General features: G+C 52.6%; 10 protein-coding genes. 5 read left to right on the plus strand and 5 right to left on the minus strand.

Annotated features, from left to right (window positions below):
* Positions 1-79 precede the first annotated feature (79 nt).
* The 5 genes from C4F51_RS05215 (at position 80) to pyrE (ending at position 8,106) form a co-directional block, all read left to right on the plus strand.
* Complete coding sequence (locus tag C4F51_RS05215) at positions 80-1,294, plus strand: LLM class flavin-dependent oxidoreductase (protein WP_193907787.1); 1,215 nt, start codon at positions 80-82, stop codon at positions 1,292-1,294.
* 640 nt (positions 1,295-1,934) lie between these two features.
* Positions 1,935-4,514, plus strand: a complete 2,580-nt coding sequence (locus C4F51_RS05220) for a TonB-dependent receptor plug domain-containing protein (protein WP_193907789.1) — start codon at positions 1,935-1,937, stop codon at positions 4,512-4,514.
* Positions 4,515-4,611: 97 nt separating this feature from the next.
* Entirely contained in the window at positions 4,612-5,952 is a 1,341-nt protein-coding gene (locus C4F51_RS05225) for an acyl-CoA dehydrogenase family protein (protein ID WP_193907790.1), read from the plus strand.
* Entirely contained in the window at positions 5,949-7,241 is a 1,293-nt protein-coding gene (locus C4F51_RS05230; RefSeq protein ID WP_193907791.1) for an acyl-CoA dehydrogenase family protein, read from the plus strand. Before C4F51_RS05225 ends, C4F51_RS05230 begins: the two co-directional genes overlap by 4 nt.
* 346 nt (positions 7,242-7,587) lie before the next feature.
* On the plus strand, positions 7,588-8,106 hold the full coding sequence (gene pyrE / locus C4F51_RS05235; RefSeq protein ID WP_193907792.1) for an orotate phosphoribosyltransferase: 519 nt from the start codon (positions 7,588-7,590) through the stop codon (positions 8,104-8,106).
* 219 nt (positions 8,107-8,325) lie between these two features.
* Here pyrE and C4F51_RS05240 read toward each other — a convergent pair whose 3' ends face one another.
* From C4F51_RS05240 to C4F51_RS05260, 5 genes are all read right to left on the minus strand, one after another.
* Positions 8,326-9,411, minus strand: a complete 1,086-nt coding sequence (locus tag C4F51_RS05240; RefSeq protein ID WP_193907793.1) for an ABC transporter substrate-binding protein — start codon at positions 9,409-9,411, stop codon at positions 8,326-8,328.
* 340 nt (positions 9,412-9,751) lie between these two features.
* A complete protein-coding gene (locus C4F51_RS05245; protein WP_193907794.1) occupies positions 9,752-10,339 on the minus strand; it encodes a malonic semialdehyde reductase in 588 nt (195 codons plus the stop codon).
* Between the two features lie 9 nt (positions 10,340-10,348).
* A complete protein-coding gene (locus tag C4F51_RS05250) occupies positions 10,349-12,301 on the minus strand; it encodes a dipeptide ABC transporter ATP-binding protein (protein WP_193907796.1) in 1,953 nt (650 codons plus the stop codon).
* Between the two features lie 2 nt (positions 12,302-12,303).
* The gene (locus C4F51_RS05255) at positions 12,304-13,158 is read right to left on the minus strand and encodes an ABC transporter permease (protein ID WP_193907798.1); all 855 of its coding nucleotides are present in this window, start codon (positions 13,156-13,158) and stop codon (positions 12,304-12,306) included.
* Entirely contained in the window at positions 13,155-14,258 is a 1,104-nt protein-coding gene (locus tag C4F51_RS05260; RefSeq protein WP_193907800.1) for an ABC transporter permease, read from the minus strand. Before C4F51_RS05260 ends, C4F51_RS05255 begins: the two co-directional genes overlap by 4 nt.
* Positions 14,259-14,849 lie beyond the last annotated feature (591 nt).

A 14,849-nucleotide genomic window follows, 5' to 3' on the forward strand; every position in this document is an offset into this window, starting at 1 on the left:
TAACCCTGCATTTATCAGGGTTTTGTTGTCTGGCGCGAAAGTTGCTTTGTCGCTGCCATTCTTAACAAGGAGAATCGCAATGGGCGTTAAAATTTTATGGTATGTCAGTGGTCCGGACGGTTCCGTACCCTGGGAAAACCATGGTAGTTGGTCTAATGACTATGAAAAATTTGAAGCACAAGTAAAGAACATTGACCGCTTGGGCTACTACGGCGCACTGCTGGCCACCGATCAATACGAATCTATCAGCGTTACCGCATCGCTGGCGCCGCTAACCGAGCGCATGAAATTTATCACTGCCTTGCACCCGGGTTTGATCTCACCCACCAAGCTGGCACAAATCGCTTTAACACTCGACCACTTCAACCAGGGCCGTGTGTTGTTCAATGCGGTGAACGGCAATGACCAGGGGCTCGCCAGTTTTGGTATGCACATCCCTCACGACGAGCGCTACGAATACAGCTACGAATACTGGGATGCCTTTAAAAAATTGTATGTCGGGGATCACAGCGGTTATGACGGTAAATACATCAAGCTGGCACCGCGTCAATTCCCGCCAGGCCGCAAACCGATTGGCCCCGCCAAAGACCCCTTCCCGTTGTGGGGCGCAGGCACCTCCGAGCCGGGTGTAGAACACTCTGCAAAAATACTCGACTGGTATCTCAGCTTTGCCGACACTCCGCCAAAACTGGGCGAAAAATTCCGTCGGGTTGGCAAACGCGCCGAAGAAAAAGGCCGTCAATTGCGCTTTGGCACCCGCTTGCAAATTATTGTGCGCGAAACCGAAGAAGAAGCGTGGGCGCACGCGCAATGGATTCTCGATCAAACCAGCATTGAAACCGCGATCCGCCTCGCCAGCCGTCACCTTGGCCCGGAAGGTTTGAATACCAAAATAGAAAGCGATGACCCGAAATTGCTGCGCCGTGTACAAGCGCTGCGCGAAGGTCGTTTACCGGAGTTGCGCGATCTTGAGGTGTACCCCAACGTCTGGGTTGGCCCCAGCCCGTTCGGTTTCGATATTCTGCATCCCTGGGCGGGCACCTGGATTGTCGGCAGCGCTAAAAATGTTGCCGAGCGAATTCATGAATTCCATGCACAAGGCACCGATGCCTTCATCATTTCCGGCTGGCCGTTAATTTCCGAAGCGCAACGCGTAGCCGATATTTTGTTGCCGCTGCTGGATCTGGATCACGGCTTTGAACTGCCAAAATTTGTTGCTGAAGATCACCGCGAAGCGCTGGAACATCAGGAGGCTGACTACATTTGGCCGGAGAATGAAAAGCGTTGGGTGTAATCTGAGCGTTCGCTAAAAATCTTTCTAACCGCACAATGCAAGTTTGGCGTTAGGGCCTTTGTTTCAAAACCGTCGAGTCACTCGCCACTTCCCTGTGGCTCGCCCTTCGGGCAGCCACGCTGTGCTTATTGGCAATCCTGCCAACAACTCAGGGACGACCGCCAGGGATGGTGGGAGTTAGGGCAACGCGGTTGGCACAACAAAGGCCATAATGACAAACGGACGGACTGGCATCGTATTTTCCGGCAGAAGATTAAATCCTTTCCTTAAAAACCACGCGTCCTTAAATTTATCCATTCCTCATTTCACTGCTGCTTCTTCAACACTACAAATTTTCGTTGAGTGAAAAAAAACACTGTCTATTTAATTGCGCCACACCACAAGCGAATCCAGTCTCCCCAAAAAAAACCGCTAACCCTCTATCGCCATTCATCTTTTTCAAAATTATTTCACATAAATCAACCTTGGCATGACGGCTGCAATACCACACCCACAGTTCAGGAACACACATCGTTTAAATCCTGAAAAAAAATCGACGGTATCAGTTGGCACAGAACAATCAGGACTACTGGTGTTTTTTGATAACAGATCTGGCTCTCGACATCACACACCATATTTAACACCGGTATTGGGGAAGATTATGCAATTGAATCGTTTGACCGCGGGTATCTTACTCGCCGTATGGGGTAGCGCATCGGTCGCTGCAGAGTCGGGCGCGGCGGCAAATGTCACTGCGGCACAAGCAGCACTGGCTGCCGCCAACTCTTCAAAACTGGAAACACTCATTGTAACGGGCAGCCGTAGCGTCAGTGACAATCGCACTATTGAAAACAGCCCCGCGCCGATTGACGTCTTATCGGACGAGGTTATTCAGCAGGCCAATCAAACCGGTTTATTGCAAACCCTGAACACCACCTTGCCCTCATTCAACGTACCTGGCCTGCCAGGTTACGGCACCAACTCGGTGGTGCGCGCCGGTCAACTGCGCGGCCTCAACAGCAGCCACGTACTGGTGCTGGTAAACGGCAAGCGTCGTCACACCACCGCACGTTTGGGCGCGGGTGGTTTCGCGGCCTCTGCACCGGTAGATTTGGGCCTGATTCCTACCGGCTCTATTGAACGCATTGAAGTGCTGCGCGATGGTGCCTCGGCCATTTACGGTTCCGATGCGATCGCCGGTGTTATCAACATCATCACCAAAAAAGATTCCAGCGGCGGTAGCGTTTCTGTGCGCGCCGGTGAGTACTACGAAGGTGACGGCGACACGCAACAATATATTGCCCGCGCCGGTTTTGAAATTGGTGACGGTGGCCATTTCCATATCGCGGCGCAATACGACGATCAAAAACCTGCATTCCGCGATGGCCCGGTACCGGACGATGTGCTGTTTTATTTCCCGCTGGACGCTAACGGTAACCAGATTGTGCCGGTGGGCAACCGCTCAACCGGCCCGAAATTACCCGCCGGTGCAACGCCAGACCCACGTGAAGCCACCGTTGACCGTCATAAAGTATTCGGTGCTTCCGGTGGTGTTGCCGAAGCCGAGTTTGCGGCACTGACACTCGACTTTGGTTTGCCGTTGAACGCGCAAACCGAGTTGTACGGTTTCGCCAGTTACGCCGGCCGTGAAGGTCGCTCTGCACAGCACTTCCGTTTTCCCTCTCGCGACCAGGTGATTCGTGCAATCTGGCCAGACGGCTTTACGCCTTACACCGGTGTTGAAGAAAAAGATTACTCCGTACAGCTGGGTGTAAAAGGTGAAGACCTCGCCGGTTGGAATTGGGATTTGAGCAGCGTTTACGGCAAGGACGATGTTGATACCTATCAATACGATTCCAACGCGCCGAGTTATGGCCTTGCCAGTAAAACCGACTTTTTTCTGGGCACTTATCAATACACCGCCTGGACCAACAATGCCGATTTGAGCCGCACACTCGACAGCGGTTTGTTCGGCTTGACCACCGATTTGTCTTTCGGTGCTGAGTACCGTTACGAAACTTACAAGCGTACCGCCGGTGAAGAACAGTCCTGGAATCACGGTGGCCAGTTAATTCTTGATGGCCCTAACGCCGGTAAGCCTATCTCTATTTCCGATGCCGGTTCACAAGCCGATACCGGTGTGCGCCCGGAAGACGTTGCTGACGATTCGCGAGACAGCTACGCCTTGTATGCCGGTGTTTCTCTGTATCCCACCGACGCCTGGGTCATTGATCTGGCGGCACGCTTTGAAGACTATTCCGACTTCGGCGACATCACTACCGGCCGGGTTTCCAGCCGTTATGAATTTACCGATTCGCTGGCGTTGCGCGGTACAGTCGCTACCGGTTTCCAGGCGCCTGCATTGGCTGCATTGACCTTCCGTAACACCGGTGTGACGGTCGAAAACACCAACCATACTCTGCCGGTAGATTCGCCGGAAGCGCGCGCCCTCGGTGCAACACCCTTGCAGCCGGAAGAATCACTCAGCTATACCCTCGGCCTGGTCGCGCAACTTGCTGATGACATCAGCCTCGCGGTGGATGTGTATCGCATTGATGTGGACGATCGCATTTCGCAACTGAGTACCTTCCGTGAATCCACGCATCCAGGCTCCGGTGTGCTGGTGCAGGCTGCATCACCGGACTTTGGCCCGGATGACGGCATCTCCTATTTGATCAACGCCGGTGACACTCGCACCGAAGGTGTAGACGTTACCTTGGAAGGTGGTTTTGATACCCGCAACGCTGGCGAATTCCGCTGGTCGCTGGCCGCCAACTACAACGAAACCGAACTGAAAAAGATTGCCCCAACGCCTGCGGTATTGGCGCAATTCAATGTTCCTTTGTATAGCGCTGCGTCACAGGCCAACCTTTTGTACCTGGCACCGCGCTTCAAAGGTATTGCCAGTTTGAATTGGAGCCTGGAAAACTGGTCGGCAGCATTAACCGCAACGCGCTACGGAGAAATCAAACGCAGCACCAGCGTGAATGTGAATGGGGTTTCTACACCAACCGTATTCAGTGTGGGTGACTTGTGGGTGGTGGATCTGGAATTGGGCTATGAGTTTAATGACAACCTCAGCCTGCGCCTCAATGCCAATAACCTGCTCGATGAAAAGCCGGCCAAATTGCCGGAGGGCAGTACCGCCTTGTGGCCGTTCCAGAGTTACAGCTACGTCAACAACGGACCGATCAATGCCGCCGGTGGTTTCTATTCTGCCACCCTGGCTTACAAATGGTAAACCCGAGTGTCACGGTCGGGGTTGCTCCGGCCGTGGCTTGATAGAACATTGCCGGAGGCTGTACGCCTGCCGGCATTTTTGCTGATGAGATTCCGCTATGTCCCAATCCTTATCCAGTTCTGCGACTGTTCCACTGGCTAATGTGCGCGCTGCGCGCCTGGCCAGTGAAGCAGAGGCCATTGAAGCTGCACACGAAGCCGCTGCGGCGATAAAAGTGCTGGCGAAAAAGCGCAGTGAAAACGATCGCATCCCGTTTGAGCAGGCGGATATTTTATCCGGCTACGGTTTAACCTCTATCCTCGTCCCCAAAGCGCTGGGCGGCATTGGCGCATCGGTAAAAACCGTGGTTGAGGTGGTGCGTATTATTTCTGCTGCCGACGGTGGTGTTGGCCAGATTTTGCAAATTCACAACGTGATGATCCGCGGCATTTTTTCCCGGCCGGATGACGCCTTTCGGGAGCGACTGATTGAAGACGTTCTCAATGGCAAACGTTTTGGCAATGCACTGGCCGAAGGTAAAGGAAAAGGCAAGGGCGGCGGCACCCGTATTGAGCGCAACGCTGAGGGTAAACTGGTACTTAATGGCCGCAAAGTATTTGCCACCGGCTGCTACCTTGCTGAATGGATTTCAGTTTCTGCCACCAGCGACACCGGCCCATCCGGTGCATTGGTTAACCGTAATGATCCGGGCGTGATTATTGAAGACGACTGGCATGCCTTTGGCCAGCAGCATTCGGTCAGTGGCAGTATTCGTTTTGAAAACGTCCTGCTGGATGAGCGTTTCGCACCGAAACCGGCCGGCGAAATAACGGCCAATAACAACAGTTTACCGGGGCGTACCGGCCTCACCTGGCCGCAAATTTTACACGCCGCCATTGATACCGGTATTGCCCGTGGTGCATTGGATGCAGCGGTAGATTATCTGCGTAACCACACCCGCGTGTGGGTCGATGCGGATGTTGAAAAAGCCTCTGAAGAACATCACATTATTAAAACCATCGGCGAATACGCCGTGGCGGTGCGCGGTGCTGAATCCGCACTGAAATATGCCGCCACGCTGTTTGATCAGCATCATGCTGACCCGCAGAATGTCGAGCTGCAAAACGAATTGATTCTGGCCACGGCCACGGCGCGTGCGCAATCGGATCATGCGTCCATTTACGTAGGGCGCGATCTGTTTTCACTGACCGGTGCCAACTCCACCCTTGGTAAATGGAATTTACACCGCTATTGGGCGGACGCCCGTGTGCATACTACCCACGATCCTATTCGCTGGAGAATTTACCACGTCGGTAATTATTATTTGAATGGCGTACCGCCGGATGAATATGGCCGCGCCGCTCGTTTAAAACGTGAAGAACTGGCCGCTGCCGGTGCCATTACTGTGTCAGAAGCCGCATCAACAACAGAAGCCCCTGCCGTGGGAGTAGCATCATGAGTGAACAACACAAAAACAGCGCTCCGTTGCTGAAAACTACCCCAAACAACGTTCTGAAAAGCGAAGCAGAAGCCATCGCCGCTGCGCATGAAGCCGCTGAAAAAATCCGCGCACTGGCGGGCGACCACGAGCTGCAACAACAGGTACCCTTTCGCCATGCGGAAATTCTTTCGCAGTCAGGCATTACCACCATTGCAGTGCCCAAACATTTGGGCGGGCTTGGCGCCAGCGTTCCTACGCTGGTAGAAGCGGTGCGTATTATCTCTACCGCCGATGGCGGCGTAGGGCAGTTGCTGCAAATTCACAATGTGATGTTGCGCGGCGTATTCGAGCGGCCAGCGGGTGCGGTACGCGACCGGTTAATCGCCGATATTCTTGATGGCAAACGCTTTGGCCACGCCGGTGCAGAAACCGGTGGTAAAACCAAGTTTGATCATAAAACCTCAGCGGTAAGAAACGCAGACGGGAAATGGGTGGTTAACGGCACCAAGTTTTACACCACCGGCTCGCATCTGGCTGAGTGGATTTCCTCCGGGGCGCGCACAGCCGAAGGTAATATCGGTTTTCTGGTGAATCGCAATACTCCAGGTGTACGCCTGGTGGATGACTGGGATGGTTTTGGTCAGCAACACTCGGTCAGTGGCAGTGTGATTTTTGAAGATCTGGTGCTGGACGATGAGTGGGTAACCCAGCGCAAGGAATCCTCACCGCAGCCCGACCCGGACGCCGCCGCACCGGTAAGAACCGGTTTGACCTGGCCACAAATTCTGCATGCTGCTATTGATACCGGTATTGCGCGCGGCGCCTTGGATGCGGCAGTTGATTATTTGAAAAATCATGCCCATGTGTGGGTGGATGCCGACGTTGAACACCCCACACAAGAGCCGCTGATTATCAAACAGATTGGCGATTATGCGATTGCAATACGCGTTGCCGAATCGTTATTGCGTGACGCGGCGGAATTGTTTGAAGTGTATCGCACTACGGAAAACAACAGCCATTTGCAAGATGAGTTGATTCTTGCTGTTGCCAGTGCCCGTGCACAATCGGATCATGCGTCTATTAGTATTTCCAGCGATATTTTTTCATTGCTGGGCGCAAGTTCGTCTTACAACAAGTTCAATCTCAACCGCTTCTTCGGCGATGCCCGCGTGCACACCACCCACGATCCGATTCGCTGGCGCTTGCATCATGTAGGCAACTACTATCTCAATGGTATTTCCCCCAACGAGTACAGCGCCGCCAGCGCCCGCAAGCTTGCTGCGATTAATGCGCAAAAGGCGAGCTGATTTATCGCTTCTACGCAACGTCACTCATCAATCCAATATGGGCACAATACGAGTTTGACGTTAGGTTGCCTGTTTCAAAACCGTCGGGTCATGGACGACTGCCATGGATGGCGGAAGTTAGGGCAATGCAGGAGCAATTGCCATTGACCCGTCGGCGCTACCGGGGTGGAGTGCGCAATAAGCAAAACATGTTTTGCGCGCAGGGAACGACAATCATCTGCGATGATTGGCCGGCTCCGCTTGCGGATATTTATGCATTTTTGGAACAGGCAGCCTAATGGCGAACTGATAGATAGCACATGTTGTTTTCCCAAAAGTGATACCAGATGTCCTGAAAGGTGAAATGATGTCCAACCTTGCCTGTCAAATAAAGAAATCAGCCCGCTTGTCCGGGCAATTTACGCTGCGCTCGGGAAAAGTGAGCGATACCTACTTTGACAAATATCAATTTGAATCCGACCCGACGTTGTTGCTGGAAATTGCAAAGTCTCTGGCTGCACTGTTGCCCGAGGGTATTGAAGTGCTGGCTGGATTGGAGATGGGGGGTATCCCGGTTGTTACTGTGTTAAGTCAGGTAACCGGTTTGCCAGCGACTTTTATTCGTAAAGAAGCCAAGGAATACGGTACCTGTCGTTATGCGGAGGGTGCTTCGCTGGCGGGGAAGAAGTTTGTTTTGATTGAGGATGTCGTTTCCAGTGGTGGAGCGATCATTGATGCTCTGGCGAAACTGCGTGAAGACGGTGTTGAACCGGTAGCTGCCTTGTGTGTTATTGACCGAGAAACAGGTGGCAAGGAAAAACTTGCAGAAGTGGGGCTTTCATTAATTTCTTTACTAACATTTTCAGAAATAGAAAATAGCATCTGAATAAAATTTACTCTTCAGTGCCTCAGTTGATTGCAAGGTTCCCGGCCTTTCCTGGCTGAAATATCGGTGTCATTCTGACTGCTTGTCATTAGGATATCTGTTCCAAAAACGCATGAATACGTTCCCTGTAGCTCTGACGAGTCATCCATGACTCGACAGTTTTGGAACAGATATCCTAACGCCAAACTGCATTGTGCAGGTCATAGGCCTGTTTGCTTTTTACACCGCGACGGCTTCTTCCTCTGCCACTTTCTGCGATTGCAACAACTTCCAGGCTGCTGCCAGTGGGCGGTGGTCGATCCAGCCGTCGAAGTCGAAATCATTATCCAGTACGCCGTGCTTCAGCAAAAAGTCTTTTTGCTGGCGGAATAATTCAATACGTTCTTCAGACAGATCCGGTGCCAGGTGCAGATGAAAACCATCGCGGTAGGCGCCTTTCAAACCTTCAATGCTTGCGCCGGTTTCTTTATGCAGTGCATCGTAAACGCCGTCAAGATTGGTTTTCGCCCACTCGGCTGCACGTAATACCTGTGCCAGAAATCGCACCAGCTCATCAAAATGGTTGTTGAGTAAATCTTCGTGAACGGTAATCGGGCGGGGTGTACCGTTATTCACGCGGAAGCGACGCTCCGGTAACTTGTCCAGATCAATTCCCACCACCAGACCCAGCTCACGTGCCTTATCAACAGCGGCACCGCCTTTTACATACAGCCCGTCAATGTCACCTTTCAGCAAGGCATCCGCACCAACGAAGAAACCGCTGCGCTCATCGTTACCGCCAGTGCCTTGGCCTCCGAATTCAACCAGCGTGATGTCGTCCAGCGTTAAACCTGCTGATGCCAAAGCACCTTTGTAACCGTGCAAGCTCATATGACGGGAGATGCTGCGGCCGCGTTTGTTTTGCTGAATATCAACCGGGTTGTAAGCAGGCAGTGACAGGCGTTTGCCTTTCAAATCGGCCGGAGTTTTGATGTCCGAGTCGGGGCGCACCAGAATAAATTGGCCTTCTTCAATCCAGGTTAAACCGATCAGACGCGTTTTGGCGCCTTGCGCACGAGCCGGAATAGAAAACAAATTGCCACCTTCGCGAATCAGTGTGGGCAGTTCGTGATCATAATGGTGATAGCGCAGTTCTTGCGCGTCTTCGTCTTGCAGCGCGCGTACTTTGATATTGTCGCGGGAAAATTCTTCGGTTAACCAGCCCAACTGCGAAGCAATACCGGTGGCCGTTGGTACGCCACCACGACCCTGACCCGCACAGCGTGTAAACCAGATAGTATCCGGCTTGTTATTTGACCCAGACATAAAAAATATCCTGTTGAAATGCATCAATGAGATGCAGGTGATATGACGTTTTACTGATCTTCCCCTGGAGGGGGTTCAGTGGCTTAAAATCGGCTTTCTGAAAAGTGTAAGGTGGCACAGTGTGAGTTTGGCGTTAGGCGGTGTGTTTCAAAACCGTCGAGTCATTCGCCACCTCCCTGTGGCTTACCCTGCGGGCAGCTTCGCTGTGCAAATGGGCAATCCTGCCAATTTGTCATGCGTTTTTGAAACACACCGCCTGATGGCAAACGGACAGAGAGATACCTGGTCACACCTGGATATCTGAATATTTGCAATATCGATCATTTAAAGTGATTGAAAACTACAAAACACTAACGGCTTTACCAAAATCCAGACGTGGGCCTACAGGCTTTACGCTGCTGTGATCACCATAACCAATGTTGGCCAGCAACAAACTCTTCCATGACGTACCCGCGAAAAAAATCTCGTCCACTTTGGCATTATCAAAGCCCGACATAGGCCCAACATCCAGCCCCAGTGCCCGCGCTGCAATAAACAAATAACCGGCTTGCAAGGTGGCATTGGTGCGAGCGGTTGGCTCAATCCATGACGGGTTATTGATAAAAAAACTGCGCGCATCGTAAGCAGGAAACTGCTCTGGCAACTCATCGTGAAAATTTTCATCGTAAGCGATGATCACATTCAACGGCGCGGCGATGGTTTTATCGCGGTTGCTGGATGACAGCGCCGGTGCCAGTTGCTGCTTGGCCTCCGGCGAGCGCACAAATAAAAATCGCGCCGGCTGGGCGTTAAAGCCGGTAGGGCCTTGTCTTACCAGCGTGTACAGCTCACGAAGGGTTTCATTGGAAACCTCGGCCGGCAAAAACTGATGAATACTTCTTGCCTTGAGAAACAATTGATCCAGCGTTGCATGTTCAACCACAGACATAACGATTCCTTAAACGTACTCAAACGGTTGCGACCAGTTGGATTGCAACTGCTTGATGCTGGACGGTGAGTGTGAAACCAGCAGGCGGGTGTAGTCTGCTTCCGGTGTATCCAGCACTTCATCCACCGGGCCTTGTTCAACAATGACGCCCTGGTGCAATACCACCACGTCATCAGCGATGGCACGCACCACTCCCAGATCGTGAGTGACGAACAACAGTGACAAACCGCCAGCTTGAAGTTCACGCAACAAGGCGAGAATGTTGGCTTGCACGGATACGTCCAGCGCCGATGTGATCTCGTCACAAATCAGCAAACGCGGTTCGCAAACCAGAGCGCGGGCAATGGCAACACGTTGACGCTCGCCACCGGACAATTCACGCGGGTAGGCGTGCATCAGTTCTGACTGCAGCGATACTTTGTTCAGCGCGTTGACGGCACGTTGCCAGGCTTGCTTGTGGCTGAGCTTGAAAAAATGTTGCAGTGCATTGATCAAAATCGTGCCCACGGTGTGTCGGGGGTTCAGTGCACGGTAAGGGTTTTGAAAAATGTATTGCACCTGGTGGCGCAGTTCCGGTGCGCGGTCACGCGCTTTAAACGGCAGCAATTTGTCGCCGTAATAAATGTTGCCGCCGGAGTCTTCACCTACACCGGCAAGGGCGCGGGCGATGGTGGTTTTGCCTGATCCGGATTCTCCCACCAGCGCCACACATTCACCGGCTTTCAGTGAAAAGGACGCATCAAAAACAACCTGCTTTTTACCGTAAAACGCTGACAGACTTTCTACGCGCAGCAGCGCGGCGTCGGTGCGGTTTTGTTTGCGGGCGGCGCGGTTGTCTTCGCGGCTAATAAATGCCGGGCCGCTGTCCTGATGCCAGCAAGCGGTGTCGTGACCTGCGGCAGTACGTGAGAGTGCCGGTGCTGTCTGGCAGCTTTCGCTGCGCAGCGGGCAACGTTCTGCAAAAGAACAGCCCTGCGGACGGGTGCCGGGTGAGGGCGCCTGGCCGGGGATCGGTTGCAGAAAACGGCGTTGCGCTACATCGGGTACAGCTGCCAGCAAGCCCTGGGTGTAAGGGTGTGACGGTTTGGCAAACAGTGTTTTCAGTGGAGCAGATTCAACAACGCGACCGGCGTATAACACAATGATCTGGTCAACCAATTCCTGCACCACCGCGAGATCGTGGGATACATAAATGGCTGAGACGTTATAGGTTTGGCACAGGTGACGAATGGTTTTCAACACCCGGGATTGGGTGGTTACATCCAATGCGGTGGTAGGTTCGTCCAATACAATCAGGCGCGGACGCAACACAAAAGCCAATGCCAATTGCACACGCTGCTGTTGGCCACCGGACAACTGATGAGGAAAACGTTTTAAAAATTCCCGCTCGGCAGGCAAGCCTACATCGGTAAACACCGCCAGAATACGTTCTTCACGTTCAGCTTTGGACAGTGCCGGTTGATGCACTTGCAGCAACTCATCGAGATGCTTGCCAATACGCATTAACGGATTCAACGATGTGGCCGGGTCCTGGGAAACGTGCGATACCACATTGCCACGCAAGTCGCGCAATTGTTTCGCATTCAGTGCCAATACATCGGTATCGCCGATGTTGATTTGTCCCTGGGTAATTACCGCGCCGGTGCGGGTGTGACCAAGCAGTGCCGAGGCAATGGTACTTTTGCCGGAACCGGATTCGCCCACCAGACCGAGAATTTTTCCTTCGGCTAACTGAAAGGAAATATCCGAAACAATGTCTTCACCGTTATCCAGCTCAATGCGTAAATCTTTTACCGAGAGCAGGGTTTTTTGCGGTGTGCTGACCAGGTGTAAATCTTCGCGGTGCAGCGGTGCAGTATCGCTTTGGCGGGCGATGATGCGTTCATAAACCGGAGAGTTCGTTTTCAACACCAACGGTGTTGCTGCTGAACGGGCAGGGGCTACGGCGGCAACAGGTGACATGGTTATCGCTCCTCAATTCTTGATGTAATTCGTCCGATGCCTTCGGCCAGCAGGTTGGTACCCAGTGCGAAGATGGCAATTAAAAGTACCGGGGCAAACACGGCGATGGGCTGAATTAGCAAACCTGCACGGTTTTCGTTAATCATCAACCCCCAGTCGGCGGTTGGTGGCGCAACGCCGTAACCGAGAAACGCAAGGCCGGAAAGCATGCCCACTGCCCAGGTCAGCATCACACCAAGGTGCACCAGTAGCGGAGTAAGAATATTGGGGATAATTTCGCGGAACAGAATTCTCCAGCGCGAGTAACCCATCATTTCAGCGGCTTCAATAAATTCCTGCGATACCACATTAAAAGCAATACCTCGGGAGAGGCGTACTACGCCGGGAATAAAGGCAATGGCTACCGTTAACACAATCAACCAATGTTCGCGCCCCAGCAGAGAAACAATCAGCAACACCAGAATCAAATCCGGGAAGGCAATTAAAACATCGGTGCCCCACACGATGGCCTGGTCGGTTTTCTTTCGCAGAAAGGCACCGGTCACACCCAGCGCCGCGCCAATAAACAAGGCAATTGCAGAGGCGGCAATGGACATCCACACCACCGATTGACCACCGGCAAGCACACGCGACAACACATCGCGGCCCAGCACGTCGTAACCCAAAGGTGCCTGGGCATCCGGTTGCCCGTAAGTCATTCCCACCAGATCAGTCGGGCTGAAAGGAGCAAACCATGGCCCTGCCAGTGCGGCCAGTAACGCGATAACCGTAAGAATAAAACCAATGCGAACCTGCTGACTTTTCCAACCGGTTATCAGCAATGTTTTAGCACTGCGTTCTTTGATTTTGGTAGTCATGCGGCACTCCCGGCGGCTTTGCTGACAAGTGGTTCGGCTTTGCTTTTTTCAGTTTTCTTGCGTGAAGCGGCGGTGCGTAAACGCGGTGTCAGCATCAGCGTAATAAAATCGGCAATCAGGTTGATCACTACCACACCCACCGTAATGGCCAGCACGATGGCCTGAATCATCGGCAGGTCGCGAATTTCGATAGCGGCATTCAACGAGTTACCGATACCCGGGTAGCTGAACACGACTTCAACCAGTACGGCACCACTGAACAGCATGCGGAAGGTCATGGCCACGCCTTGAATGGAAGGAATCAGCGCGTTCGGCAAAGCATGACGCCAGATGATGTGACGCTCGGGAATGCCGCGCAAACGTGCCGCGATAACATAATCCGACTCCATCGCTTCAATCATCGAAGCGCGTACCAGTCGTAACAAATAAGGAATAACGGAAAGCGCCAGCGTCAGGGTAGGCAGCACCAGATACTGCCATTGCGACAGTGCCGGTTTGCTCGGGTCAAGCAATGAAGCCGCCGGCAAAATATGAAAAACCGAGGTGGAAAACAGCATTACCAGCCAGATTGCCAGCACAAAACCGGGAACCGCTTTGAACAAAACAATCGACGTAATGGCGAAGCGGTCAAAGGCAGAATCGCGATGCAGTGCCAGATACACACCACCAATCATCGCCAGCGGAATCGCCAGTAGCGACACGGTGATGGTCAAGGCAAACGAGTTGGCAAAGCGGGCGCTGATCACTTCTGACACGTTTACGTTGGAATCGATAGAGCGGCCGAGGTTGCCGGAAAGAATTTCACCCAGCCAATTAAAGTACTGAATGTAGATTGGCTGGTTCAAGCCGAGCTGATTGCGCAGCACTTCAATCGCCGCTTCGGAAGCTTCCGGCCCGAGAATAATCCGCGCCGGGTCAGACGGCAGCGCCTGGGTCGCCCCGAATACAATAAAGGAAATAACCACCACCACCCCGAGACCGGAGAACAGGCGACCCATCACCCAGGGGAACCAGGGTGGAAAATAATCGCTCAGATCGGCGAAGCTAAAGAGCGACGATTTGGCGGGTGATGACTGGCGACTGGATGAGACGAGGCTCATGGCTTACCTCAGTTTTACGGTTTATTCAGGACAATGCCCGTTATGAATTCAACAACGGTCTGCGCATCATGCACAGCCGCAATTTCAAGTACCGGTATCAGGAACTGTAAGAGGAGAGAGCAGAAATCATGCCATCGTCGGTGGCGTTATTTATATTTTTGAAATGTATAAAAGCCAACACTTAAGGGCGCTTATTCAGAAGTTTTACAAGCTTCAGGTTCGCATTTCGACACGAAAAATGATGTGGCTGTTGTTTTTAAAACATTGCGGCGGTGAGCGGAAATCAACAGCGCCGTTTCTTTTAAAACATTGATCTGCGTCATTGCTACTGGTGAGATGTTTTGATGTGAACAGTGCTTGTCAGTGCCAGGGATTCGTTAATCCAGGGCGACAATATTTTTTGCGGGGAGTTGGTGGAATGCAGCAGCCGTTGTCGTTCAATCCCGGGAGTTACATGGGCGAGTCGCGCGTGTAGCAAAACATACTTTGCGCGCACGGAACGCCAATCACCGGTGATGATTGGCGTTCTGCTGCGGATATTGATGCGATTTTGAATCAGTTGCCCTGATCACAAACGGGCAGCAAGCCCGG

The sequence above is a fragment of the Cellvibrio polysaccharolyticus genome (genome assembly GCF_015182315.1).
In the GTDB taxonomy this organism is placed as follows: domain Bacteria; phylum Pseudomonadota; class Gammaproteobacteria; order Pseudomonadales; family Cellvibrionaceae; genus Cellvibrio; species Cellvibrio polysaccharolyticus.

Coding starts and splice junctions, on each gene's coding strand:
- C4F51_RS05225 (WP_193907790.1), top strand. CDS start 4,612: ATGTCCCAATCCTTATCCAGTTCTGCGACTGTTCCACTGGCTAATGTG.
- C4F51_RS05260 (WP_193907800.1), bottom strand. CDS start 14,258: ATGAGCCTCGTCTCATCCAGTCGCCAGTCATCACCCGCCAAATCGTCG.
- C4F51_RS05240 (WP_193907793.1), bottom strand. CDS start 9,411: ATGTCTGGGTCAAATAACAAGCCGGATACTATCTGGTTTACACGCTGT.
- pyrE (WP_193907792.1), top strand. CDS start 7,588: ATGTCCAACCTTGCCTGTCAAATAAAGAAATCAGCCCGCTTGTCCGGG.
- C4F51_RS05215 (WP_193907787.1), top strand. CDS start 80: ATGGGCGTTAAAATTTTATGGTATGTCAGTGGTCCGGACGGTTCCGTA.
- C4F51_RS05255 (WP_193907798.1), bottom strand. CDS start 13,158: ATGACTACCAAAATCAAAGAACGCAGTGCTAAAACATTGCTGATAACC.
- C4F51_RS05245 (WP_193907794.1), bottom strand. CDS start 10,339: ATGTCTGTGGTTGAACATGCAACGCTGGATCAATTGTTTCTCAAGGCA.
- C4F51_RS05230 (WP_193907791.1), top strand. CDS start 5,949: ATGAGTGAACAACACAAAAACAGCGCTCCGTTGCTGAAAACTACCCCA.
- C4F51_RS05250 (WP_193907796.1), bottom strand. CDS start 12,301: ATGTCACCTGTTGCCGCCGTAGCCCCTGCCCGTTCAGCAGCAACACCG.
- C4F51_RS05220 (WP_193907789.1), top strand. CDS start 1,935: ATGCAATTGAATCGTTTGACCGCGGGTATCTTACTCGCCGTATGGGGT.